The sequence below is a fragment of the Massilia sp. genome, from assembly GCF_032106685.1.
GTDB lineage: Bacteria > Pseudomonadota > Gammaproteobacteria > Burkholderiales > Burkholderiaceae_D > Telluria.
Genome location: NZ_DAMCPG010000006.1, coordinates 46,384 through 70,816 on the forward strand (window position 1 = coordinate 46,384; position 24,433 = coordinate 70,816).

General features: G+C 69.5%; 21 protein-coding genes and 3 tRNA genes (1 of these 24 cut by a window edge). 12 read left to right on the forward strand and 12 right to left on the reverse strand.

Translation table 11 applies throughout. From position 1 onward, the window contains the following. From RT688_RS05685 to RT688_RS05705, 5 genes are all read left to right on the forward strand, one after another. Nucleotides 1–53: transfer RNA gene (locus RT688_RS05685), tRNA-Ala, on the forward strand (it extends 149 nt beyond the left edge of the window). A gap of 44 nt (nucleotides 54–97) precedes the next feature. Continuing rightward, a tRNA-Glu gene (locus tag RT688_RS05690) sits at nucleotides 98–173 on the forward strand. A 145-nt stretch (nucleotides 174–318) separates the two neighbouring features. Beyond that, nucleotides 319–1,488, forward strand: coding sequence for an elongation factor P maturation arginine rhamnosyltransferase EarP (earP, locus tag RT688_RS05695; RefSeq protein ID WP_313703979.1), 1,170 nt, complete (start codon nucleotides 319–321; stop codon nucleotides 1,486–1,488). 66 nt (nucleotides 1,489–1,554) lie between these two features. After that, nucleotides 1,555–2,130 carry an elongation factor P gene (locus tag RT688_RS05700; RefSeq protein WP_313703880.1) on the forward strand — a complete coding sequence of 192 codons (576 nt, stop codon included), beginning with the start codon at nucleotides 1,555–1,557 and terminating at the stop codon, nucleotides 2,128–2,130. Between the two features lie 134 nt (nucleotides 2,131–2,264). Further along, nucleotides 2,265–3,866 carry an amidase gene (locus RT688_RS05705; RefSeq protein ID WP_313703881.1) on the forward strand — a complete coding sequence of 534 codons (1,602 nt, stop codon included), beginning with the start codon at nucleotides 2,265–2,267 and terminating at the stop codon, nucleotides 3,864–3,866. Between the two features lie 13 nt (nucleotides 3,867–3,879). On the opposite strand, the gene RT688_RS05710 is transcribed toward RT688_RS05705, so the two are convergent. The 8 genes from RT688_RS05710 to RT688_RS05745 all read right to left on the reverse strand — a co-directional run bounded on the left by RT688_RS05710 (nucleotide 3,880) and on the right by RT688_RS05745 (nucleotide 9,568). Further along, the gene (locus RT688_RS05710; RefSeq protein WP_313703882.1) at nucleotides 3,880–4,356 is read right to left on the reverse strand and encodes a TssQ family T6SS-associated lipoprotein; all 477 of its coding nucleotides are present in this window, start codon (nucleotides 4,354–4,356) and stop codon (nucleotides 3,880–3,882) included. 2 nt (nucleotides 4,357–4,358) lie between these two features. After that, a complete protein-coding gene (locus RT688_RS05715; RefSeq protein WP_313703883.1) occupies nucleotides 4,359–5,807 on the reverse strand; it encodes a hypothetical protein in 1,449 nt (482 codons plus the stop codon). Nucleotides 5,808–5,902: 95 nt separating this feature from the next. Then, entirely contained in the window at nucleotides 5,903–7,315 is a 1,413-nt protein-coding gene (gene dbpA / locus RT688_RS05720) for an ATP-dependent RNA helicase DbpA (protein ID WP_313703884.1), read from the reverse strand. A gap of 11 nt (nucleotides 7,316–7,326) precedes the next feature. After that, nucleotides 7,327–7,587 carry a hypothetical protein gene (locus RT688_RS05725; protein WP_313703885.1) on the reverse strand — a complete coding sequence of 87 codons (261 nt, stop codon included), beginning with the start codon at nucleotides 7,585–7,587 and terminating at the stop codon, nucleotides 7,327–7,329. Nucleotides 7,588–7,679: 92 nt separating this feature from the next. After that, nucleotides 7,680–7,756 (reverse strand) — tRNA-Met (locus RT688_RS05730). 73 nt (nucleotides 7,757–7,829) lie between these two features. Then, nucleotides 7,830–8,981, reverse strand: coding sequence for a class I SAM-dependent methyltransferase (locus RT688_RS05735; RefSeq protein ID WP_313703886.1), 1,152 nt, complete (start codon nucleotides 8,979–8,981; stop codon nucleotides 7,830–7,832). Nucleotides 8,982–8,985: 4 nt separating this feature from the next. Further along, nucleotides 8,986–9,195: a hypothetical protein gene (locus RT688_RS05740; RefSeq protein WP_312553681.1), complete on the reverse strand. Its 210-nt coding sequence runs from the start codon at nucleotides 9,193–9,195 to the stop codon at nucleotides 8,986–8,988. A gap of 67 nt (nucleotides 9,196–9,262) precedes the next feature. After that, nucleotides 9,263–9,568, reverse strand: a complete 306-nt coding sequence (locus RT688_RS05745) for a hypothetical protein (RefSeq protein ID WP_313703887.1) — start codon at nucleotides 9,566–9,568, stop codon at nucleotides 9,263–9,265. 193 nt (nucleotides 9,569–9,761) lie between these two features. Between RT688_RS05745 and RT688_RS05750 the strand changes: the two genes are divergently transcribed. Beyond that, on the forward strand, nucleotides 9,762–10,523 hold the full coding sequence (locus RT688_RS05750) for a glucose 1-dehydrogenase (protein ID WP_313703888.1): 762 nt from the start codon (nucleotides 9,762–9,764) through the stop codon (nucleotides 10,521–10,523). Nucleotides 10,524–10,545: 22 nt separating this feature from the next. Here the strand turns inward: RT688_RS05750 and RT688_RS05755 are convergent, their stop codons facing one another. Together RT688_RS05755 and RT688_RS05760 are read right to left on the reverse strand one after the other, a co-directional pair. Beyond that, nucleotides 10,546–14,313: an AAA family ATPase gene (locus tag RT688_RS05755; protein ID WP_313703889.1), complete on the reverse strand. Its 3,768-nt coding sequence runs from the start codon at nucleotides 14,311–14,313 to the stop codon at nucleotides 10,546–10,548. Continuing rightward, nucleotides 14,310–15,551 (reverse strand): exonuclease SbcCD subunit D C-terminal domain-containing protein, encoded by a 1,242-nt coding sequence (locus tag RT688_RS05760; protein WP_313703890.1) that lies wholly within the window; start codon nucleotides 15,549–15,551, stop codon nucleotides 14,310–14,312. The genes RT688_RS05755 and RT688_RS05760 overlap by 4 nt, the downstream gene beginning before the upstream one ends. Before the next feature lie 129 nt (nucleotides 15,552–15,680). Between RT688_RS05760 and RT688_RS05765 the strand changes: the two genes are divergently transcribed. The 6 genes from RT688_RS05765 to crcB all read left to right on the forward strand — a co-directional run bounded on the left by RT688_RS05765 (nucleotide 15,681) and on the right by crcB (nucleotide 22,748). Continuing rightward, nucleotides 15,681–16,940, forward strand: a complete 1,260-nt coding sequence (locus RT688_RS05765) for a winged helix-turn-helix domain-containing protein (protein ID WP_313703891.1) — start codon at nucleotides 15,681–15,683, stop codon at nucleotides 16,938–16,940. Further along, nucleotides 16,937–17,941 carry a DUF2804 domain-containing protein gene (locus tag RT688_RS05770; RefSeq protein WP_313703892.1) on the forward strand — a complete coding sequence of 335 codons (1,005 nt, stop codon included), beginning with the start codon at nucleotides 16,937–16,939 and terminating at the stop codon, nucleotides 17,939–17,941. Before RT688_RS05765 ends, RT688_RS05770 begins: the two co-directional genes overlap by 4 nt. A 250-nt stretch (nucleotides 17,942–18,191) precedes the next feature. Further along, entirely contained in the window at nucleotides 18,192–18,785 is a 594-nt protein-coding gene (locus RT688_RS05775) for a hypothetical protein (RefSeq protein WP_313703893.1), read from the forward strand. Nucleotides 18,786–19,268: 483 nt separating this feature from the next. After that, the gene (locus tag RT688_RS05780) at nucleotides 19,269–21,908 is read left to right on the forward strand and encodes a DUF349 domain-containing protein (RefSeq protein WP_313703894.1); all 2,640 of its coding nucleotides are present in this window, start codon (nucleotides 19,269–19,271) and stop codon (nucleotides 21,906–21,908) included. Next, nucleotides 21,905–22,363 (forward strand): molybdopterin synthase catalytic subunit MoaE, encoded by a 459-nt coding sequence (gene moaE / locus RT688_RS05785; protein WP_313703895.1) that lies wholly within the window; start codon nucleotides 21,905–21,907, stop codon nucleotides 22,361–22,363. Before RT688_RS05780 ends, moaE begins: the two co-directional genes overlap by 4 nt. Before the next feature lie 10 nt (nucleotides 22,364–22,373). After that, nucleotides 22,374–22,748 carry a fluoride efflux transporter CrcB gene (gene crcB / locus RT688_RS05790; RefSeq protein ID WP_313703897.1) on the forward strand — a complete coding sequence of 125 codons (375 nt, stop codon included), beginning with the start codon at nucleotides 22,374–22,376 and terminating at the stop codon, nucleotides 22,746–22,748. A gap of 121 nt (nucleotides 22,749–22,869) precedes the next feature. Here the strand turns inward: crcB and RT688_RS05795 are convergent, their stop codons facing one another. Both RT688_RS05795 and RT688_RS05800 read right to left on the reverse strand, forming a co-directional pair. Further along, nucleotides 22,870–23,850 (reverse strand): TerC family protein, encoded by a 981-nt coding sequence (locus tag RT688_RS05795; RefSeq protein WP_313703898.1) that lies wholly within the window; start codon nucleotides 23,848–23,850, stop codon nucleotides 22,870–22,872. 4 nt (nucleotides 23,851–23,854) lie between these two features. Continuing rightward, nucleotides 23,855–24,265, reverse strand: a complete 411-nt coding sequence (locus tag RT688_RS05800; protein ID WP_313703899.1) for a TerB family tellurite resistance protein — start codon at nucleotides 24,263–24,265, stop codon at nucleotides 23,855–23,857. Nucleotides 24,266–24,433: the final 168 nt, after the last annotated feature.

Below are 24,433 nucleotides of genomic sequence, written 5' to 3' on the forward strand. Positions count from 1 at the left end.
GACATCACCCTTTCACGGTGAGTACCGGGGTTCGAATCCCCGTGGGGACGCCAAGAATTTGGTAAGTGCAGTAAAGTAGTAATCGGAACAGTTTTAGGTCCCCATCGTCTAGAGGCCTAGGACATCACCCTTTCACGGTGAGTACCGGGGTTCGAATCCCCGTGGGGACGCCAGAATATGGTAATTGGCAGTACAAAGCAAAAGCCGCCTTGAGCGGCTTTTTGCTTTTTCGCGTTGCAATCGGCAGTCCTCCGCCTGGTAGCGCCGATGAAATCGGATAGAATGGCGCGCTTCTCCTGCCGCGCCTCCCTATCGAACATGTCTTCCCATCCAGATCGCACACCGACGCTCACCATTTTCTGCAAGGTCGTCGACAACTACGGCGACATCGGCATCTGCTGGCGCATGGCGCGCCAGTTGCAGCGCGAGCACGGCGTGGCCGTCACGCTCTGGGTCGACGACCTGGCGAGTTTTCGCCGCATCTGTCCCGAGGTGGCGCTGGAGGCCGATTTACAGCAGGTGCAGGGCGTGGCCGTGCGCCACTGGCGCGGCCAGGACGGCGCCTACACGCCGGACCAGGTGGACGACATCGTCATCGAGTTCTTCGCTTGCGATCTTCCTCCCGGCTACGTCGAGGCAATGGCCCGGCGCGAGCCGCGTCCGGCCTGGCTGAACTACGAGGGCTTGAGCGCCGAGGAGTGGGTGGAGGGCTGCCACCGCCTGCCGTCGATGCACCCGCGCCTGAAACTGACCAAGCATTTCTTCTTCCCCGGCTTCACGAGCAAGACCGGCGGCCTGCTGCGCGAGCGCGAGCTCGGCCGCGAGCGCGCCGCCTTCCAGTCTGGCGCCGGGCGGCGCGACGCCTTCCTGCGCGGCCTCGGCCTGGCCGAATCCGAAATCGCGGCCTTCAAGGTATCGCTGTTCTGTTATCCGTTCGCACCGGTGGCGGAATTGTTCGAGGCCTGGCAGGACAGCGCGCAGCCGATCGCCTGCCTGGTGCCCGAGGGCGTCGCGGCCGAGGCGGTGCAAGCCTTCCTGGGCGCGCCCGCGCGGGCCGGCGCGAGCGCGACGCGGGGCGCGCTGACGCTGCGCGTGCTGCCGTTCGTGGCCCAGCCCGACTACGACCGCCTGCTCTGGGCCTGCGACCTGAACTTCGTGCGCGGCGAGGATTCCTGGGTGCGCGCGCAATGGGCCGGCCGGCCTTTCGTCTGGCATATCTATTTCCAGGAAGAGAATCTGCACCACAAGAAACTGCGTGCCTTCCTGGACCGTTATGCCTCCGGCCTCGATAGCCTGAAGACCTTCTCGCTGCAGTGGAACGGCGCCGGCCCCGGCGCGGCCGGCGCAGAGGACTGGGCGGCCTTGTGGTCGGACCTGAAAAACGAACTGCCGGGCATCGCGGAACGCGCGCGCGCGTGGGAAGCGCAAATGTTGGAAAACGGCGACCTGGCGGGCAACCTGCTGGAATTCGCCCGATCACTTCGTTAGGCGCGGCGCCCATTACATGGTATGATGCCCTGTTACTGCAACCCCTTTTATCGATCATAAATCCATATGAAACCCGCAAAAGAAATCCGTGTTGGCAACATCATCATGGTTGATGAGAAGCCTTTTATCGTGCTGCGTTCCGACGTCAACGGCTCGAGCCGCACGGGCTTCACCTACAAGTGGAAGATGAAGAATCTTCTGACCAATGCTCCGCTGGAAAACGTGTTCCGCGGCGACGACAAGTTCGACGTCGTCATCCTGGACAAGAAGCCGGTGACCTACTCGTACTTCGCCGACCCGCTGTACGTCTTCATGGATGAAGAGTACAACCAGTACGAAATCGAAGAAGAAAACCTGGGCGACGCGCTGGCCTACCTGAAAGACGGCATGGAATGCGAAGCCGTGTTCTACGACGGCAAGGCCATCTCGGTCGAACTGCCGACCATCATCGCCCGCCAGGTCGTCTACACCGAGCCGGCAGTCAAGGGCAACACTTCGGGCAACGTCCTGAAGGAAGCCAAGATCGAGAACGCGATCGAAGCACACCAGCACACCGTGCAAGTGCCGCTGTTCGTCAGCAACGACGACGTCATCGAAATCGACACCCGCACCAATGAATACAAGAAGATCGTTCGTAACTGATCGAGCTGCCTGTAGAGAAAAACGCTGCCCGCATACGGCAGCGTTTTTTTTCGTCCCTACGACAGGAAGGGGCGAAGCGTGTCGACAGGCAAGCGCTGCTATGCTGGTGTTTTATTCGACATAAGGGAGACGGCATGGATCGCAGGGACTTCGTTCGACTCGGCATGGCCGCCGGCGCATTGACGGGCTCCGCGCCGGCGCTGGCGGTGGCGCCGAAAGCGCGCCCGCGCGCCGAGGCCGACATCCTGGAGGCCGGCGTCAGCGAGCAGGGGGCGGCCATGGCGGCCGGCAAGCTGAGCGCGCAGGCGCTGGTGGGGCGCTACCTGGCGCGCATCGCCGCAATCGACAAGGCCGGTCCGCGCCTGAACGCCGTCATCGAAACCAATCCCGACGCATTGAAAATCGCCGCCGAACGCGACCGCGAACGTGCCGCCGGCAAGCTGCGCGGACCGCTGCACGGCATTCCCGTGCTGTTGAAGGACAACATCGCGACCGGCGACCGGATGTGCACCAGCGCCGGCTCGCTGGCGCTGGACGGCGTGCGCGCCCGCCGCGACGCCTTCGTGGCCGAGCGCCTGCGCGCGGCCGGCGCCGTCATCATCGGCAAGACCAACCTGTCGGAATGGGCCAACATGCGCTCGACCCATTCGGTGTCGGGTTGGAGCGGGCGTGGCGGTCAGACCCGCAATCCCCATGCGCTCGACCGCAATCCGAGCGGCTCGAGTTCCGGCTCGGGTGCGGCCATCGCCGCCAGCCTGGCGACCCTGGCGGTCGGCACCGAGACCGACGGCTCGATCGTCTCGCCCGCCGCGATCTGCGGCGTGGTCGGCCTCAAGCCCACGCTGGGACTGGTCAGCCGCAGCGGCATCATCCCGATCGCGCACTCGCAGGACACGGCGGGGCCGATGACGCGCAGCGTGGCCGACGCCGCCCTGATGCTGGCCGCCATGACCGGCGTCGACGGCGAGGACGCGGTGACGAAGGAAAGCGCCGGCAAGGCCGGCGACTATGCGGCGGCGCTGCGCCTGGACGGCCTGCAAGGCAAGCGACTCGGTGTCGCCCGCAATTTCTTCGGCGGCAATCCGGACGTGGACGCGGTCATCGAGAAGGAGCTGGCGGTGCTGAAAGCCCAGGGCGCGGTCCTGGTCGACGTCACGCTGCCGAACACCGACAAGTACGGCGCGACCGAGCTCGAGGTGCTGCTGAACGAGTTCGGGCCCGACCTGGAGGCCTGGCTCGCGGCCTACGCGCCGCACGCGCCGGTGAAGACCATGGCCGACGTGATCGTCTTCAACGAGAAGAACGCCGCGCGCGAGATGCCGCATTTCGGCCAGGAGCACCTGATCGCCGCCCAGGCCAAGCCGGGACCGAACAGCCGCGGCTACCGCGAGGCGCTGGCCAACAACCTGCGTTACGCGCGCGAAGAGGGGATCGACCGCATCCTGCGCGAGGAGCGCCTCGATGCGCTGGTCGCCCCGACCGACGACCTGGCCTGGCTCACCGACTACATCAAGGGCGACCACTACGGCATGAGCTTCTCGTCGCCGGCCGCGGTGGCGGGCTATCCGCACATCACGGTGCCGGCCGGCCAGGCCCACGGCTTGCCGGTCGGCCTGTCGTTCGTCGGCGGCGCCTACACGGAAGCCAGCCTGATCGGCATGGCCTACGCCTACGAGCAGGCCTCGCGCCGCCGCCGCGCGCCGACCTTCCCGGCCTCGGTCAACGTCAAGGCGTGACAGAGGAGCCCTGTCAGCCCTTCCTGGCGCGCTCGAAGGCGGGCCCCCACAGCGGGTGGCCCTGTTCGCCCGGTTCCAGGTTGAAGTCGGGATCGATCTTGAGCGCCTTCTCGAAGGCTTGCTGGCACTGCTTCGGGCGCGAGGTGACGCAATAGCTGAACGCCGTGTACTTGAGGGCGGTGGTGCGGGTGCGCAGCGGTGCGCCGCCGCGGATGTCGCTTGACGTCAGTCGCTTGATGGCGCCGTTGAAGTCGCCTTCGTTGTAGAGCCGGATACCTTCGCGCAGCGCGACCTGGTCGCGCCCGGGGGCCGCCTCGCTGCGCGACTCGGCGCGCGGACGGCTGTCGTTGCGTGCCTCCGGACGGGCATCGGTCTTCGGGTGATTGCGCTCGGGCTGGCGTTCGAACAGGGGCGCCAGCTCGGCGCAGCCGCCAAGCAGGCTGGCGCCGAGCACGGCCCATAACAAACGGTGCTGCAGGAAACGCTGCATCCTTATTTGCCTCCTTCGGCCGGAGCCGTGAAATCGTGTTCGATGACGGCGCTCTCCGCGCCGCCGGCCGTGACCGTCATCACATGCTCGGCAAAGTTCGGGTTGACGATCCGGATCGTGTGCTCGCCCTGGCCGAGCGTGAGGCGCTTGACCGGCGGGCTGACGCCGCGGTCGACGCCGTTGACGTAGACAATGCCCCAGGGCTTGATCAGCAATTTGTAGGTGGTGCCGTTGACGACGGCGTCGGCGTGGCGCACGGCGCCGGGCGCGGCCGCGCTGAGCGGCAGGGCGGCCTGGTTCGCGTCGGGCGCCGCCGCAGCCGCCGCGTCCGCCGTGGCAGGCTGGCCGGCGGTATCCGCCTGGGCGGGGCTGGCGGCTTCGCCGGCCGGCGCGACCAGGGCTTCGCCGGCGTCCAGGCCGCGTGCGGCCTTTTCTTGCGGCGGCAGCGCCAGGGCCACCATGTCCGCCGGCTTGTCCTGGTTCAGGTGCGCGTACAGCGCACCGCCGGCCGCGATCAGCACGACGGCGGCGCCGGCGACCATGGCCCAGCGTTCCAGTCCGCTCCTGGCGCGCGGCGCCGGCGCCGGCGCCTGCGGGCGCGGCCTGGCTTGCATGGCCGCGGCCGGCGTCGCGGGGTGGGACGACGGTTTCAGCGGCGTGGCGGCCAGGACGGGGCGCGCGAATGCGTCGGGAGCCGGCTGCGGCCGCCCTGGCGTGGCCGCGCTCGCGTCCGGCGCGGTCATGGTCGGCGCATCCGCGGCGCTGTCCAGCGCGATCGTGGCGTCGTCCGGAGCCGGGGTGTTATGCGGGACCGCGGCGCGCTCCCGGCCCCGTTCGTGGAAGGCGAAGGCCTCTTCCGGCACCGGCTGCGGCGTTGCCGTGATTTCCGGGTCGCGCTGGTCGAAGACCGGAGCGGCGCCGGTCGCGGCCGGGGCCGGCGTGGCTTCGCCGACGGAAGCGGTCTCGATGGCGACTGGCGCCGTTTCGGCCTCGATCCCCAGCATCGTGCGCAGCTCGGCGATGCTCTTCGGGCGCAGGCGCACGTTCGGTCCGAGGCAGCGGTCGATGGCCCGGGTCAGCTGGTCGCTGTAGTCGTCGTAGAGGCGCGGGCCGAGCGGGCCCTCGGGCGGCAGCTCGGCGCTGATCGCATAGTGGACCACCAGCGCCAGCGCATGCAGGTCGGCGCCGGGGTTCGCTTCGGCCGAGGTTTCCGGCACGTCGGGGGCGGGCAGCAGCAAGGCCTCGCCGCTGTCGAGCATGACGACGCTGTCCGGCGTGATCGGACGCTGCGGAGCGCCGCTGGCGTACTGCTGCTCGAGCGATTGCAGGACCTGGCGCAGGAGCTGGCGGCACCACGCGTCGGTGACGAGCGCGGGGCTGTGCTCGACGATATCGCGGACCGTGCGTCCGTCCGCGAACGGGGTGTAGATGGCTGTGCTGTGACTGGTCATTTTGCTAATCGTTTATTTTTAGCAAAACTATGCCAGATTTGGGGCGAGCGTGCCGCTTTCGGCTCAACCGTGCGCGGCCCTCGTGGCCATTGTGCTTACAGCGCGAGGAAGCGCATCTTGAAACTGCGGCCCTTGAAGCTGCCGAATTCCGGGCCCAGGCGGTTGCCGGCGTTCAGGCGGCGGAACGCCTGCTCGGCCACGCCGCGTTCGAGCGCGACATAGGTCTGGAACTCCGTCACGTTGATCTTGCCGACCTGGTCCTTGACGAGGCCGGCGTCGCCGGTCAGGGCGCCGAGTACGTCGCCCGGGCGCAGCTTGTCCTTCTTGCCGCCGGAGATGACGAGCGTGACCATCGGCGCCGCCAGTGCCGTCGCCTCGGCCGCGTCGTCGTCCAGTTCGTCGAGCTGGTGCCAGGCCACCGGGGCATCCTGGTACTCCTCGATCAAGCGCACCCACTTCTTCTCGTTCGGCGCGCACAGCGACAGCGCCAGGCCGGTCTCGCCGCCGCGGCCGGTGCGGCCGATGCGGTGCACGTGCACTTCGGCGTCCTTCGAGACGTCGACGTTGATCACGGCTTCCAGGTTGGCGATGTCGAGGCCGCGCGCGGCGACGTCGGTCGCCACCAGCACCGAGCAGCTGCGGTTGGCGAACAGCACCAGGATCTCGTCGCGCTCGCGCTGCTCGAGTTCGCCGTACAGGGCGAGGGCCGAGAAGCCCTGTTCGCGCAGGGAGTCGGCCAGCTCGCGGCAGTGCGCCTTGGTGTTGCAGAAGGCCAGGGTCGAGACCGGGCGGAAGTGGCGCAGCAGGCGCGCCACCGCCGCGTCGCGCTCGCCGAAGTCGACTTCGTAGAAGCGCTGCTCGATGGTGGAGTTGTCGTGCCGGCTCTCGACCACCACCTCCAGCGGGTCGCGCAGGAAGCCGGCGGTGGCATGGCGGATGTCGTCCGGGTAGGTCGCCGAGAACAGCAGGGTCTGGCGCCGCTCGGGGCAGGCGCGCACGATGTTCGCGATCTCGTCGTAGAAACCCATGTCGGTCATGCGGTCGGCTTCGTCCAGCACCAGGGTCTGCACGCGCGACAGGTCGAGCGTGCCGCGGCCCAGGTGGTCGCGGATGCGGCCCGGGGTGCCGACCACGATGTGGGCGCCATGCTCGAGCGAGGCGATCTGCGGGCGCATCGCGATGCCGCCGGTGAGCGTCAGGATCTTGACGTTGCCGACGCCGCGCGCCAGGCGCCGCAGTTCGCCCGCGACCTGGTCGGCCAGTTCGCGCGTCGGGCACATGACCAGGCCCTGGACCGCGAACCAGGCCGGATTGAGCTTGTGCAGGATGCCGATGCCGAAGGCGGCGGTCTTGCCGCTGCCGGTGGCGGCCTGGGCAATCAGGTCGCGGCCTTCCAGTACGGCGGGCAGGCTCTCGGCCTGGATCGGCGTCATCTCGCGATAGCCGAGGATGTCGAGGTTGGACAGGAATTGCGGCGCGAGCGCGAGCGAAGAGAAGGGAGTGTGCATGGTTTCCGGCGTTATGCCGGAGTCGCCGGCGCCCAGACCGGCAAGCCGGTCAAATCGAGGTTGTCGTCGCGGCGCCAGACAGGCAGGCCGGTGGTGTCGGTTTCTTCAAGCAGGGTGAGCTGCTCTTGCTTCATCGCGGCGCGACGGGGACGGGGAGTGCGCTTGGGCTCAGTATTCGGAGCGACGGCGTGAACGACAGCGGCAGCGACCAGCGGTGCGGCCGGTTCGAAACCCGGCAAGTCGATCGTCGCGTTGTCTTTCTTGTCTCTCATCTGGCTCAACTGATGTCAGTGCGGCTGCCCCAGAAAACAAAAGCCCGGCTACAAGAGTCGGGCTCGTTTTTTACTGATTGGTGCTAAGTGTTTGGTTGCGGGGACAGGATTTGAACCTGTGACCTTCGGGTTATGAGCCCGACGAGCTGCCAGACTGCTCCACCCCGCGTCTGAGGTAAGCATTGTACCGCGTCTGGCGGCCTGACGCAAATCGAAGCTTTAGGACGCCGCGCAAGCAGGTGTCAGGCGACGCGCAGGCGCCACAGCGACGTCACCTCGGCCGAGCGCGCCGCGTGCAGCGGATCCTCGGCATCGAAGGCTTTCGCATGGGTCGGACGCACGTCATGGCGCCCGGCAACTGCCAGGCCCGCCGCCGCGATCCAGCCCAGCAGCTGCTCGCGCGTGCGCAGGCCCAGGTGCTCGGCGAGATCCGACAGGATCAGCCAGCCTTCGCCGCCCGGCGCCAAATGATTCTTCAAGCCGCCCAGGAAGCCGCGCAGCATGCGGCTGTCCGGATCGTAGATCGCATACTCGATGGCGGAACTCGGTTTGCCCGGCAGCCAGGGCGGATTGCAGACCACGACATCGGCCTGGCCTTCCGGGAACAGGTCGGCCTTGACGATCTCCACCTGTTTCGACAGGCCCAGGCGTTCGACGTTCTCGCGGGCGCAGCCGAGCGCGCGCTCGTCCATGTCGGTCGCGACCACGCGCGGCAGGCCGCGCCGCGCCAGCACGCTCGACAGCACGCCGGTGCCGGCGCCGATGTCGAAGGCCAGCTTCGCCTGCGGCGGCAGCGGCGCCTGCGCCACCAGCTCGACGTATTCGCCGCGCACCGGCGAGAACACGCCGTACCAGGGGTGGATGCGCTCGTCCAGCGCCGGGATGGGCACGCCCTTGCGGCGCCACTCATGGGCGCCGATCAGGCCCAGCAATTCGCGCAGCGAGGCCACGCAGGGCTCGGTCGACGGTCCCCAGGCCTCGAGACAGGCTTCCTGCACGTCCGGCGCGCGGCGCAGCGGAATCGTGTAATCGGCATCGAAAGGAATCAGCAGCATGGCCAGCGTGCGGGCGCGCTGCAGCTGGGCCAGGCGATGGCGGTGGAACTGCTCGGTCGGCGTGGCCGGCGCCTTGCTTGCCTTGGCGCGCCTGGATCGCGAACCTTTATGGTCGATGCGGCGCGCCAGCGCCTGCACCAGCTGGCGCGCGTTCTGGAAGTCGCCGCGCCAGAGCAGGGCGGTGCCGTCCAGCGCCAGGCGGTAGGCCGTGTCGGCGGCCATGGTGTCGTCGGCGATCACGATTTTCTTCGGCGCCGGCCAGCCGCTCTCGGAGCGCCACAGCGCCGAGCGCTGTTCGCCGCCTTCGACCCCGCCTTCTGTCCATTCGATGCGCATCATGTGCTTAGTGATGATGGTGCCAGTCGGTGCCGTTCGATGCGAGGAAGGACTTCACGGCGTCCGCGTTGCCGGTCGCGTGCAGCTTGACTTCGCCGCAGCCGCAGATGCCCTGGTAAGGCTGGATGTGCGAGCAGGCCGAGACCTTCTGCAGGTACACGGTGACGGGCTTGGCGCACTTGGCGCATTTGAAGGTGAGGGTGCGGGCGGGTTTCATGGGTGTCCGGGCGTATTGAATGCAAAGCGCGCATTGTACAAGGATGGCGCGCGTCCGGCAGGCCGCATCAATCGACGATCTCGATCTCGGCCTCGAGCCAGACCTTCGGCCAGGAAGCCGGTGAGTCGCTATTGGCATAGACGGGAATCTTGCCGCTGACCTTGCACAGCGTGGTGATCTTGCTGACCACGCCGTTTTTTGCTTCGATCAGCTGTACCGTCACCGTCATGTCGGCCTGGCGCAGCAGGGGCGCCAGCGGCGGCGCCGGGGTGGCCAGTGCCGGCGGCACGCTTGCCAGCAGCAACACGGCCAATACACCGTTCCGGAACAAGCGGCGCGCGGCCGCGCCAGGGTAATCCGCGTCGTTTGCCATCGCCAGCTATCCTGAAAAGTCGAACCGAAAGCGGCATATTAAATTCGAAACACCTCTTCCGGTATCGAATGCATGCGCCTGGCGCGGTACGGGAGCCTGTCCTTGCTCCGGAACCGAAAAACCGTGTTTGCAACGCTGTGTTATCGTCGTTGCAAGGCTTTCGTCAACGATTCGGACCACGTGAGGAGAAAATATGTACCGCTTCAAAGACAAGACCGTCCTCGTCACCGGCGCCGCTTCCGGCATCGGCCTGGCCGCCGCCCGGCGCTTCCTGGACGAAGGCGCCCGCGTGCTGATGCTCGACATCGACGAAGACAAGCTGAAGCAAGCGGCGGCCAGCCTGCCGCAAGAGCGCGTGCTGGCGCAGGTCGGCGATACCGCCGACCAGGACACGGCGGCCGCGGCCGTCAAGGCGGCCGTCGAGCATTTCGGCGGCCTGCATATCCTGATCAACAACGCCGGCGTGGCCACCGAGGGCGACATCATGCAGACGAGCGAGGAAGACTTCGCGCGCGTCATGGCGGTCAATGTGGCCGGCTACTTCCACATGGCCAAGGCGGCGATGCCGGAACTGGTCAAGACCCGCGGATCGATCGTCATGACCTCCTCGGTCTCGGGGCTGGGCGGCGACTGGAACCTGTTCGCCTACAACACCTCGAAGGGCGCGGTCAGTAACATGGTGCGCGCGATGGCGATGGATGCGGGCAAGGATGGCGTGCGCGTGAACGCGGTCAATCCGAGCTTCACGGACACCGGCATGACCCAGGACATGATGAGCGATCCGGAACTGATCGCCAAGTTCAGGGAACGCATGCCGCTCGGCGCGCCCGAGGACGCGGACGGCGTCGCGGCGGCGATCGCCTTCCTGGCCAGCGAGGACGCGCGCCTTGTCACGGGCGTCAACCTGCCGGTGGACGCCGGCTTGATGGCGTCGAACGGGCAGCCGCCGCAGTAACGATCGCTCCGGGCGCGCGCCTTCACACCCCGACGCTGATCGCGCTGCTGCCGCCGCCGTTCGGCCGCACCTGGATCTTGGCCGCGATCCGCTCCGTCATCTCGTGCACGTGCGAGATCACGCCGACCTTGCGGCCCATCGACTGCAGGGCGTCGAGCGCGTCCATGGCCACGCCCAGGGTCGCGCTGTCGAGCGAGCCGAAGCCCTCGTCGATGAACAGCGATTCGACCCGGACCCGGTTCGAGGACAGCGAGGCCAGGCCCAGGGCCAGGGCCAGCGACACCAGGAAGGATTCGCCGCCGGAGAGCGAATTGACCGAACGGATCTCGCCGCCCATGTCGTGGTCGCGCACCAGCAGGGCCAGCGATGGGGCCCCAAGATTGTCGACGCGCTCGAGGCGATAGCGCTTCGCCAGCTGGGCCAGGTGGCTGTTGGCGTAGCCGAGCAGCACCTCCAGGGTGAACTGCTGGGCGTAGTTGCGGAACTTCTTGCCGTCGGCCGATCCGATCAATTCGGCCAGCTTGCCCCAGCGCGCCTCGATCGCCTGCTGCCGCTCGATCTCGGCCAGCATGGCCTCGGCCTTGACCCGGCGTTCCTCGTCCTGGGCCACCTGCAGGCGCAGTGCGGCGGCCTGCTCGTGCGCCGCCTTGCGCTCCGCCGAGACGGTCTCGAGTTCGGCCGCCACCGCGTCGATCTCGCGCGCCGCCGCCTGCGGGTCGGCGCTTTCCTCGTGCCGGAGGCGTTCCTTGCCGCGTTCGGCCAGCACGGTCGCCATCTTCGCCACCGCGCCGTCGAGCTCGGCCAGTTCGGTCCGCTCGGCGCTGATCCAGTGCGCGCCGACCGCGAGCAGGCTGGCCAGCGCGGCCTGGTTCTCGATTGGCTCCAGGTCGTCGTGGTGGGCGGCGTAGTCCTCGAGCCAGTCGGCCAGCCTGGTTGCCGCATCCCGCGCTTCGTCCTGCAGGACGGCGATGCGCTCGCCGGTCTGGACGATGCCGGTGCGGATGCGCGTTTCCAGCTGGGCCGCCTCGTTGGCGGCGCCCTGGCGCGCGGCCAGGGCGTCGCGCGCGGCGGCGAGCCGACGGCGCAGGGCTTCTTCGACTTCCTGCACCGCGCGGCCCTCGAACAGCGCCGCGCGTTCGCGGCGGCGTCCGGCCAGCGCCGCCTCGCTGCGCGTCCAGGCATCCTGCGCGGCGGCGGCGGCATTGGCGGCGTGTTCCGCGCGCAGGCCGGCATCGCGCGCGGCGGCGTCGAGCTCGGCCAGGGCGGCGCGGTGGCGGGCCAGTTGTTCGGATTGCGCCTGCCAGGCCGCCACCTCGGCGCCGCGCTCGCGGTGGCAGGCGGCCGGGTCGGCGCGCCAGCCGTCCTGCCAGCCGTCGCCGCAGGCCGCGCTCAGCACCGGATCGAGTTCGGCCAGCAGTCCCGCGAGCAGGGCGCCATCGCGCGCGGCCGCTTCGGCCAGCGACTGGCGTGCGTGCACGGCGTCCTGGTGGGCGCTGCGCGCCGCCTGGGCATGGTCCTGCTGGCGCTTGTGCTCGGCCTGGCCGGCATCGAAGGCCGCCTGCGCCGCGTCGCGCGCCTGGGCCGCCTTGCGCGCCGCCTGCTGGCGCAGGTCGATCGCGCGCAGGGCTTCGCGCACCGCGTTCAGCTCGGCGCCGAACCAGTCGGCGCGCCGCGCTTCGACCGGCGCTTCAGGCGCCAGCGGGTGATCGTTCCAGGCCTGTTCGAGCATGGCGGCGTCTTCGGCCAGGCCGGGGCGTTCCTCCAGCAGCGCTTCCAGGCGTTCCTCGCTTGCCGCCAGTTCGGCGCGGCGCGCGGCCTGGGCCGACAGGTTGGCGCGCACCTCGGCGCGCTGGCGTTCCACCTGCCGGCGCAGGGCGTCGAGCACGGCGTGCAGGCGCACGTCCGGATGGGCGTAGGGATGTTCCGCGCTGCCGCAGACGGGGCAGGGTTCATCGTCCTGCAGGGTGGCGCGCAGGTCCTCGACCTTGGCCGCGCAGGCCAGCTCGGCGGCGCTCAGGGCAGCTTCGGCCTGGTCGCTGGCCGCGGCCAGGGCGGGCGCCGCCGCGCTGGCCGCCGCCAGCGCCGCCCGGGCCGTGTCGCGCGCGGCGCTGCTGCGTTCGCGCTCGGCATCGATGCGCTGCAGGTGCTGGCGCGCGGCCGCCAGCCCGTGCCAGATCTTCTCGGCGCTGGACAGGGCGTCGCGCCGCCCTTCCAGGGCGTCGCGCTCGTCGAGCAGGGCGCCGAGGTCGAATTCGGCCAAGGCCTGTTGCGCCGCCTGGCGTGCGGTGTCGAGCTGCCCGATGCGCGCCGCGGCTGCCTCGACGCCTTCCTGGGCGGCCGCGGCGCGGGCGGCGGCATCGACCAGGGTGCGTTCGGCCTGGGCCAGCCGCGCGGCACTGGTGCGTTCCTCGTGCGCGGCTGCCTCGGCCCTGGCGAACAGCTTGTCCCAGTGCGGCCATTGCGCCGCCAGCGTTTCCAGGCGGCGGTGGCTGTCGATCCAGGCGGCGCTGCGCGCCTCGGCCGCGCGCGTGGTGTCGAGCTGGCCCTTCGCTTGCGCCAGCGCGGCCTGGGCGCCCTGCGACTGCGCCGCGGCCTCGTCGCGCTGCTGGCTGGTTTTCCGGTGCGCGTCGGCCAGGGTGGCGATGGTGGCGTCGAGCGCCTTGGCCGCGTCCAGTCGGGGCGCGGCTTCGCCCTGCGCCGCTTCCTGCGCCTGCAGGGCATCCTGGGCCGCCTGCACCTCGAGCACCGCCTGGCGCGCCGCGTCCTGCACGCGCTGCAGTTCGCGCTGGCCATTGGCAAGCGCCGTCTCGGTGTCGACCCTTTCCTTTTCCAGGCGCGCCAGTTCCGCCATCATGGGGCGCGCGGCCTGCACCTCGTCCAGGGTGGCCAAGTGGATGCGGCGTGCACCGGCCGTCTCCAGCCGGGCCTTCGCTTCGGCCAGCGTGCCTTCGGCCTCGGCTTCGCCGCGGCGCAGCCGGTCGCGCTCCTGGTGCCAGCGCAGTTGGGTTTCGAGCAGGGTGCGGCGTACTTCGACCGCCTGCAAGGATTCTTCCGCGGCCGCATGCGCGCCATCGAGTTCGGCGCGCGCTTCGGCCGCCAGCGGGGCCTGGTCGGCCAGGCGCGCGGTGAGGCGGCGCACGGCTTCCTGTTCGAGCTTGTAGCGCTCGTAGGCGCGCTTCGAGATCTCGCTGTAGACGGCGCTGCCGGTCAGGGTTTCGAGCAGCTCGCCGCGCTCGTTCTCGTCGGTCTTCAGGAAGGCCGAAAACTCGTTCTGGGCCAGCAGCACCGAACGCGTGAACTGCTCGAACGAGAGGCCGACGCGCTGCGCGATCTCCTGCGCCGCCTCGGTCTTGGTCGCGCCTAGCGGCGCCATCTCGGGCAGGCGGTGCAGGCTCATGGTCGGCGGCTGCAGCAGGCCGCCGACCTTGTTGCGCGAGCGGCGCACGCTCCAGCGCGCGCGGTAGCGCAGGCCGTCGTTGCCGACGAAGTCGACTTCGGCATGGCCCTCGGCGGTGCCGCGCCGCAGCAGGTTGCGCGGGTCGAAGGTGGAGACGCTTTCGCCGCCGGCGTCCGGCAGGGTGCCGGCGCCGCGGCCGCCGCTCTTCGGCAGGCGCGGCGTGTTGCCATAGAGCGCCAGGCAAAGGGCGTCGAGCAGGGTGCTTTTACCGGCGCCGGTCGGGCCGCTGATGGCGAACAGACCGCTCGAGGCCAGCGGTTCGGCTTCGAAGTCGACGTTAAAGTCGCCGGCCAGCGAGGCCAGGTTGCGGCCGGCGATGCGCAGGATCCTCATGCGCCCTCCTTGTCGTCGCTCAACATAAGTTCGGCGAAAGCAGACAATTGTTCGTCCGGCGCATCCTCGCCGAAGCGCTGCTGCCACAGGCGGCGGAAGATGTCGTCGGGCTTCAGCTCGGCCAATTGGTCGAGGGTGAGCGCGTCGGCGGCTTGCGCCGGCCCGACGCTCTTGCGGGTCGGCTCGATCTTCGCCAGGCGCACCGGCTTGCCGGCGATCGCCGCCTCGACCTGGGCGCGCAGGCCCGGCTCCGGACCGTCGAGCAGCACGCGTACCTCCAGGTAGGGATGGCAGGCCGGCGGCAATTCGGGGTCCAGTTCCAGGGCTTCGAGCGCGGCCAGCACCTCGGGCAGGGGCGCGGGTTTGGCCGGCACGCGCAGCAGCTCGACCGCGCGCGGAACGTGGATCGGGGTGACTTCCTTCGCGACGGCGCCCTCGAGGTCGATGCGCAGTACCTGGTGGTGGTAGGCGACTTCGGCGAACGACATCGGCAGCGGACTGCCGCAATAGCGCAGGTGTTCCTTCTTGCCGACGCGCTGGGCCAGGTGCAGGTGGCCCAGCGCGGCGTAGGCGATCTCGGGCGCGAACATCGAGGCCGGCAGGGCCTCGGTGCCGCCGATGACGATGCGGCGCTCGGAGTCGTTCGAGGACTGGCCGTCGACCATGTGGCAGTGGCCCATCGCCAGGATCGCCTGCCCCTCGGCGCGGCGGCTGCGCGCCAGCTCGAAGGCCTGGCGGTAGAGTTCGGCGATGCCGTTCAGGTAGGCGTCGCCCTCGACCTCCACGCGCGGCACGTCGCCCGGGCGCAGGAAGGGAATGCCGAGGCACCAGGCCTTGATTTCCCCGCTGCGGTCGCGCAGCGGCACCAGCAGGCGTTCGAGGTCGACGGCGCCGTCGCTGGCGCGCACCACGTTGCCGATCACGACCGTGCCGTGGGCTTCCAGCAGCGGTCCCGGCGCTTCCAGCCGTCCCGGCGAATCGTGGTTGCCGGCGATGACGACGATCTGCAGGTGCGGCGTGCGCGCCTTGGCCCGCTGCAGGAAGCCGTAGAGCTGGCGCTGGGCGGCGGACGACGGGTTCGTGTTGTCGAAGATGTCGCCCGCGATCAGGAGCGCGTCGACGTCTTCGGCCACGATGGTGTCGAGCAGCCAGTCGAGGAAGCACTGGTGTTCGTAGGTCCGGTCGTAATTGTGCAGGGTCTGGCCGAGATGCCAGTCGGAGGTGTGCAACAGCCGCATGGGGAGGGAGATGGGGAGGTCGGGAATCGGCTGAACTATAGCGCAGCTGGAGACAAGCTTCAAAGCAGGCTGCAAAAATTTTCCCTGCGGAGGGCGGCAAGGCTTGCTGAACTTCATTAGAATATTTACATGTCTGAAATGCACCTATCCATCAACGCGGCGCGCGCCCTGCACCTGGCGGCCCAGGGGCTGCTGCAGCCGCGCCGGCGCAAGGCCGTCAAGGCCGACGTGCTGGACACGATCCGCCGCATGGGCATGTTGCAAATCGACACCATCAACGTCGTCGCTCGCAGTCCCTACCTGGTCCTGTGGAGCCGGCTGGGCGATTACCGGCCCGCGTGGCTGGACGAACTGCTGGCCGAAGGGCAGCTGTTCGAGTACTGGGCGCATGAGGCCTGTTTCCTGCCGATCGAGGACTACGGCCTGTACCGGCACCGCATGCTCGATCCGGCGGCGATGGGCTGGAAATACTCGGCCACCTGGATGCGCGAGCGCGCCGGCGAGGTGGCGGCGCTGCTGGCCCATATCCGCGGGCACGGGCCGGTGCGCTCGTCCGACTTCGAGCGCACCGACGGCAAGAGCGGCGGCTGGTGGGAGTGGAAGCCCGAGAAGCGCTCGCTCGAAGTGCTGTTCACCGCGGGCGCGCTGATGATCGCGCGCCGCCACAACTTCCAGCGCGTCTACGACCTGGCCGAGCGCGTGCTGCCCGGCTGGGACGATGCGCGCATGCCGCCGCTGCCCGAAGTCAGGCGCACCTTCGCCCTGCGTGCGGTGCGCGCGCTCGGGCTGGCCCGCGCCGCCTGGATTCCCGACTACCACCGCACCCGGCGGCCCCACGTCGACCTTGAGGCGCTGGTCGACGCCGGCCTGCTGCTGCGCGCCCGGGTCGAGGATTGGCGCGAGCCGGTCTACATCCATCCCGACCATGCCGAGGAAGCGCGCCTGGCGGCCGAGGGCCTGCTGGCGCCCACGCTCACCACCATCCTGTCGCCCTTCGACCCGGTGGTCTGGGACCGGCGCCGCGCCCTGGAACTGTTCGGCTTCGACTACCGGCTCGAGTGCTACACGCCGGCCCCGAAGCGGCGCTACGGCTACTTCACGTTGCCGGTCCTGCGCCGCGGCGCGCTGGTGGGGCGCATCGACGCCAAGGCGCACCGCCGCACCGGCACGTTCGAGGTCAAGGCCGCGCTGTTCGAGCCGGGCGTGCGCGCCAGCGAGGCCCTGGTGCGCGAGGTCGCCGCCGCGCTGCTGCGCTGCGCGCGCTGGCACGGCTGCGAGCAGGTCCACGTCGGGCGCGCCGAGCCGGAAGCGCTCGGTGGGCGCCTGGCGCAGGCGTTGGCGCAGGCGCTGGACATGCGGGCGGGGCCAGCGCGGCCGGTGGCGGCATGAGGCTGCCCAGCGCCCCGCGCCAGCTCGTCGACGCCGGCGGCCAGCCCTTGTTCGGGCGCTACCAGGGCGCCCCGGGCGCGCCGGCCTGGGCGCAACTGGCGCCGCCCCATGCGCGCGGCCGCTTCTGGCGCCGCCTGCACCACAAGCGCTGGCATTTCGTCTCGCTCGTCACCGACGAGCTGTTCGTCGGGCTGGCGATCATCGACATCGGCTGGAGCAACAGCGCCTTCGCCTATGCCTTCGACCGCGGCCGCGGCGAGACCGTGGATGCCTTTTCGCCGATCGGCCTGCCCGGCGTCACCGCCTTTGTCGGCGCGACGGCCGACGAGGGGGCCTGGTTCGCGCTGCCGGGACGGCGCATCGCCATCGCGCCCGACGGCGCCGGCGGCCACCGGCTGCGGCTGCGCGCCGGACGTTTCCGGATCGACGCCGAGTATGGCGCCGGATACGACGCCAAATCCGGCGGCGCCGGGCCGCGCCTGCTGGCGGTGGGGCAGGTTTGCGACGGCGGCAGCGTGCACACGACCCAGAAGTCGCCCGGCCTGCTGCTGGCCGGCCGCGCCGAGGCCGGCGGGCGGCGTTTCAGCCTGGACGGCGGCGTGGCCAGCTTCGATTATTCGAACGGGCTGCTCGGGCGGCGCACCGCCTGGCGCTGGATCTCGGCGCACGACCGCCGGCTGGGCCTGAACCTGCAGAGCGGCTACTTCGGCGACGCCGAGAACGCGCTCTGGATCGACGGCGAACTGGTTCCGCTCGGGGCGGTGCGCACGGACATCGAGCCCGGCGGCGCCTGGACCATGGCCACGAACGACGGCCTGCTCGACCTGCGTTTCACGCCGGAAGGCACGCGCCGCGACGACAAGAACCTGCTGCTGGCGGAGAGCCGCCTGACCCAGCACCTGGGCCGCTTCGACGGCTGGGTCAAGGCCGGGCCCGATGCGCCGGCCTGCAAGGTTTCCGGGCTGACAGGACTAGCCGAAGACTACAGCGCGCGTTGGTAAAAGCCAACGAAGCCCGAACGCACGGCCCGCGCGGCGGTTGACCGGATTCTCCGGCCCGACCCCTGCATGTTTGCGGCAGATCAAACGCCATGCGGGGGTGGCTCCTTACACTACTAGTTCCTTCAGGCTGAAGAGAAGCAAAACAAAGCAAACAATCACCACCCAGCCTGTTCAAAACCAGTATGTCCTGCCAGGCCGCATGCTTCCGCGTGGAGCATGGGCGTGCGTATGGACGCCGAGAGGAGACCGAATGCTAACCGCGACCTATACGCTCGTAGCGCTGTCCGTCGAGCAAACGAATATGCGCGTCAGCCTGCACGCCGTGCAGCAACTCGTCCAGAAAAGCTATGCGCGCCAGACCGCGCTCACGGATGGCCAGGCCGAGTACGTCTGCGATACCCTGCGCGGCCTCTACGAACAATGCCAGCGCCGCAAGCTCGACAACTTCCTGCTGCCGGCCTTGCGCCGCGCCAGCAGCGGCGCCGAAGCGCTGGTGGCCGGGCTCGACCAGCTCAGCCGCGACGCGGCCGAAGCCCTGGGCAGCGCCCGGCGCCTGGCGCAGGGCGGCATCGACAACGAGGAGCGCGTCGAGGCGTTCTGCACGGCCGTCGAGCGCTTTTGCGCCGCGCTGATGCAGCGCTTCGAGCGCGAGGAGCTGGAGCTGTTCCCGGTGGCGCGCGCCGCCATCGCGGGCGAAACCTGGTTTGCCATGGCACACCAGATGCTGGTCTACGATGCCTACCGCCAGGAACACCGCGGCCGCTTGGCCGCGCCGCCTGCCAGCCGTCCCGCACGTGTCGAGCATGCTCATCGGCAAGGTGCGCCGGTGTCCTACATGCACTAGCGAGGCCGGTTTTTGTGCATGGCTTGATTCAAGTCATAGGGTGGTGGCATCGATGATGTGCCCACGCGGGAACCGTAGGGTGGGCACCCCGTGCCCACGCGTGAACGATGAGCAGACGCAGAACCGTAGGGTGGGCACCCCGTGCCCACGCGTGAACGATGCGCAGACGCGGCGCCTCATGGACGCCAACACGACGCGGCCTTTACCGGATTCTTTATTTGACCAGTCATCGGACGGTTGCCAGAGAATCGCCACCGAATGGTCTGCAATCTGCAGGCCGATCGCAAACCGATCGCGGCCCCGACGCCCGCCCGCAGCGCCGCCGATTCCCGTCCGCGCGACCCGGCCGGCACGGCGGACCAGGCGCCCGCCGGCAGGCCCGGCACCTGGGGCGCGCTGACCGGGCGCGCGCCTGCCGGGTGCGCTCGAAAAGGCCGCCATCGTTCTTTGTTATGATGGCGGTTTTGGAAGTGCGATTTCATCATGTTCGAATTCCTATTCAAGCGCCAGGGCGAGAAGCCCGGCAAGTCGCCGGCCGCGGCGGCAGCCAAGCCTGCCGGCAAGGGCGCGAAGGGCGTGGCCGACGCGCAGGCCGGGCAGGGCGCCGCCCAGCAGAGTCCGGCCCAGCCGAAGCCGTCCCAGCAGGAGCGCGAGCAGCAGGCCGAACAATTGCGCCAGCTCGACGGCGATGAAACGCGCGCCGTGGAATTCATCCTCCGCTCCGATTTTTCCGAACTGCGCCTGGCCGCCGCCGAGCACGTCCACAGCCGTGCGGCCCTGGAGCGCGTGCACGGGGCGATGCGCAACCTCGACCGCCGCGTCGCCAAGCTGATGCAGGCGCGCCTCGACGCGATCCGCCACCACGACGCCGAACTGGCGCGCGGCCAGGCCACCCTGGCCCAGGCGCGCAGCCTGCTGCAGGACGCCTTGCTCACGCCCAACCACGTGGCCGAGCTCGACCGCAAGTGGTCGGTCATCGCCGCCCCCGAACTGGCCGAGGAATTCGCCGCCCTGCGCACCCGGCTCGGCGCGCGCCTGGAAGCCCAGGTGCAGCTGCAGCGCGCCATGATCGACCGCCTGGCCGCGCTGCGCGCGCTCGAGACGGCCGGCCTCGCCGCCCCCGAGCTGGCCGCGCAGCTGGAAAACATGGCCCAGCAACAGGAGGCCGCCCTGGCCGCGCCCGAGCAGGCCTCGCTGCCGCGCACCCTGGTGGCCGAGTTCGGCACCGAGCTGGGACGCCTGCGCGCCAGCCTGGCGACGCTGGAACAGGCCCAGGCGGCCTTCGCCGCGCGCGAAGCCGCGCTCGCCGAGTGGCAGGCCCAGCCGGTGGCCGAACTGCAGGCCGACAAGCTGCGCCAGTCCTGGCTGAAGTTGCCGGCCCTGCCGCAGGGCGCCGCCGCCGGCGCGCTGCAGGAACGCTTCGAGGCCTGGCTGGCGACCCTGCCGCAGCCCGAGCGCAAGCCGCGCGAAGCGGCGGCGGCCCCGGCCGCCGCGGCGCCCACGCGTGCTCCGAAACCTCCGCCGAAGGGCGCCGACCAGGCCTTCATCGACACCATGGACGCGCTGGAAGCGGCCCTGCAGCAGGGCTCGCTCGGCACCGCCGCCGAACTCGACAAGACGCTGAAGGACAGCAAGGGCAAGGGCATGCGCCTGTCCGCCGCCCAGGCCGAGCGCCTGAACCACCTGCGCGCCGAACTGAAGCGCCTGTCGGACTGGGCGCGCTGGGGCGGCAACGTCTCGCGCGAGGAACTGATCAAGACCGTCGAGGCGCTGTCCACCCAGAACCTGCCGATGGCCGAACTGGCCAAGAAGGTCGGCAGCATGCGCGAGCGCTGGAAGGCGCTCGACAGCCTCTCCGGCGCCGCCCCGAAGAGCCTGTGGGAGCGCTTCGACAACGCCTGCAGCACGGCCTATGCGCCGGCGGCGGCCCACTTCAAGCACCTGGCCGACGAGCGCCACGCGAACGCCGCGCGCGGCGAGGCGATCGTGCTGGAGGCCAATGCCGAGATCGCGCGCCTGGAATCGGGCGAAGCCGACTGGAAGCACGTGGCCGGCACCGTGCAGCGCCTGCGCCTGGCCTGGAGCCACCTGGGCGCGATCGACCGCAAGGACAAGAAACGCCTCGACCAGCAGTTCGCCGCCGCGCTCACCACGCTGCAGGGGCCGCTGGAAGAGCAGCGCAAGAGCGAAATGGCCGGGCGTGAGGAACTGATCGACGAGGTCGCCGCCATCGACCCGCACGACCGCCACGCGGTCGACCGCCTGCGCGACATCCAGGCGCGCTGGCAGGAGCATGCGCGCGCGCTGCCGCTCGAACGCAAGGCCGAGCAGGCGCTGTGGCAGCGCTTCCGCGCCGCCTGCGACGAGCTGTTCGCACGGCGCAAGGAAAGCGCGCACGCGCTCGATGCCGAGCGCCGCGCCCACGAGGCGGCCAAGGAAGCGATCAGCGCCCGCCTCGAAGCGGCCGCGCCCGAGGCCACGCCCGCCACCGCCGGCAAGCTGCTGCGCGACGCCGCGGCCGAGTGGCACGCCATCGGCCCGGTGCCGCGCGCCCACGAGGCGCGGGTCGAGAAGCGCTACCACGAAGCCGTCGCCAAGGTCCAGCACCATGCCGACGTGGCGCGCCGCGCCGCCGGCCTGGCGCTGGCCGGCGCCCTGCGCGACAAGCTGCGCGCCTGCCAGGAGCTTGAGGATTCGCTGGCCCAGCCAGAGCAGCACGTGTCAAGCGACGACTGGCGCCAGCGCTGGGCGGCCCTGCTGCCGGCCGGCGCCGAGGTCGACGCCGTGCTCGACGCGCGCTTCGAGGCGGCGCTTGGCGCCCTGGGCGGCGACCGCGCCGGCTATGCGCGCCTGCTGGAAGCGAACCGCGCGACGCTGCTGCAGGAACTGCTGCGCCAGGAAGTCGCAAACGGCATCGACAGCGGCGCCGAGTTCGCGCGCGAGCGCCTGAAGCTCCAGGTCGAGGCCCTGCAGTCGAGCCTGAAGGCCGGCGACCGGCACGGTCACAAGGGCGACAGGAGCGGCGGGCTGCGCCAGCTGATCGCCCTGCCGGCCATGGCCGACGAGCGCACCGCGCTGCGTCTCGAACAGCTCGTCATGCGCACGGCAGGGGAGGGTAAATGAGCCAGGTGAGGGTACAGGCCGGGGACTTCGACCTCGGCCAGGAGCTGGCGCGCCTGCGCGCGGGCGACGCCCGCGTCGGCGCCGTGGTCAGTTTCGTCGGCACGGTGCGCGACATGAACGACGGCGCATCGGTCTCCGAGATGGAGCTGGAACACTACCCGGGCATGACGGAAAAGGCGCTGGAGGACATCGTCGAGCAGGCGAAGGCGCGCTGGCCGCTCTACAACGCGCTGGTGATCCACCGCGTCGGGCCGCTCGCGCCGCTGGAGCAGATCGTGCTGGTCGCCGTCAGCGCCGCCCACCGCGGCGAAGCGTTTGCTGCCTGCGAGTTCATCATCGACTACCTGAAGACCGACGCGCCGTTCTGGAAGAAGGAACAGACGCCGGACGGCGCGCGCTGGGTCGACGCGCGCCTGTCGGACGACAGCGCCAAGGCCAAATGGAAGAGCGCATGAGGACCCGCCCTTGAGCTGGCTCGCGGTCGGGGCGGGCGCGGCGCTCGGCGCCTGGCTACGCTGGGGACTGGGCATCTGGCTGACCAACGTCCACGCCCACCTCCAGGCCGGCACGCTGGCGGCCAACCTGGTCGGCGGCTACCTGATCGGCATCGCGCTCGGCTTCTTCTCGCACCACCCGGGTCTCAGCCCCGAATGGCGCCTGTTCGTCGTCACCGGCTTCCTCGGCGGGCTGACGACATTCTCCAGCTTCTCGGGCGAATCCGTGGCGCTCATGCAGCGCGGCCAGTATGGCTGGGCGCTGGCGCACACGCTGCTGCACTTGGGCGGCTCGATCCTGCTGTGCATCGCCGGGTTTGCGACCTGGCGCGCGCTGCGCGGCTGACTCTCTTTGCCGCCGCGACTGTTTGCGCTCCGCCGGGCCTGAACGAGGTACGAACGAAGAACAGGCAAGACCGAGCCTTGGCCCGGTCTTGCCTGGTTTTACCCGCCTTTCACGGTCTTGCTCACCCAGGCGCCGCGTCCGCCTTGCTGCGCCACAGCGAGTACGCGATACCCGCCCCGATCAGCGCCGCCGTCACCGCCAGCGACAGCCCGGCCGGCACCTTGCCGCCGAACACGAAGTCGCCCAGGAAGATCTTCGAGCCGATGAACACCAGCACCGCCGCCAGCGAGTACTTCAGGTAGCGGAAGCGCTGCACCACGTCGGCCAGCGCGAAGTACAGGGCGCGCAGGCCCAGCACCGCGAAGATGTTCGAGGTGTAGACGATGAACGGGTCGCTGGTGATGGCGAAGATCGCCGGCACGCTGTCGACCGCGAAGATGACGTCGGTGAACTCGACCATCAGGAGCGCCAGCAGCAGCGGCGTCGCGTACCAGAGCTTGCGTCCCGGCTGCGACGGGTGGGGCAGGCGCACCAGGAAGTCGTGGCCGTGCGTGGTGTCGCTCACCCGCAGGTGGCGCCGCAGCCAGGCCAGCAGGGCGCTGTCGCGCACGCTGTCCGGGTTCTCGGACACGAACAGCATCTTGATGCCGGTGACGACCAGGATCGCGCCGAAGATGTAGAGCACCCAGTAATAGCTGGCCACCAGGGCCGAGCCGGCGCCGATCATGATGCCGCGGGTGACGATCACGCCCAGGATGCCCCAGAACAGCACGCGGTGCTGGTAGAGCGGGGGGATCGCCAGCGTCGCGAAGATCAGCGAGATGACGAAGATGTTGTCGAGCGACAGACTCTTCTCGATCAGGAAGCCGGTGTAGAACTCCATCGCCTTTTCGCTGCCGAAGCCGTGCCAGACCCAGAGGCCGAAGGCCAAGCCGGCCGTCAGGTAGAGTGCCGAGAGTTTCAGGCTTTCCTTGACGCCGATGACGTGGTCATCGCGGTGCAGGACCCCCAGGTCGAAGGCCAGCAGCAGGACGACGACAGCCAGGAACACCAGCCACATCCACACCGGTGCGCCCAGCCAGACGACACTGAAGAAGTCCATGGCGTCATTCCTCCATTGGAACCGCGTCGGCAGGCACCGACCAGCGTCGCTGGGCGCGCCGCACCAGCAGGCCTTCGCGGCTGTCGATCAGGCGGTCGGCGTGGACGATGTCGAGCATCGCCTTGAGCACGTGCATGCGCAGCAGCGGGTCGGCGACGTCGTCGAGCAGGCGGTCGAGCGTCGCGTTGTCGATCTCGATCTCGGCGTCGCCGCGGCGGCGGGCGGCGTCGAGCAGGTCGTCGCACAGGGCGACAACGGCATCGTCGAAGCGCTCGGCATCGACGCCGAGCCGTTCCAGGATCGCGCTGTGTTCCAGCGCCTTCATTTCCGACGGCGCCTGGTGGCCGTCGACGATCATCGACAGCGCCAGCAGGCGGCAAACGGCGTCGGGGCTATCGGTGGCATACAGTCGCATGGTGTCCTCGCTTGGGTTGTGGTTGATGGATTCCAGCTTAGGCGAGCGCGGGACAATGAGAAACCGATAAAACCTTGAGGAATCCTCAGGTTTTTTCGAAGGATTGAACACTTGTGCCTTGCCGCTGCCTTGACCATCTTGAAAATTCGCGGCCTCCCCCACATGTTC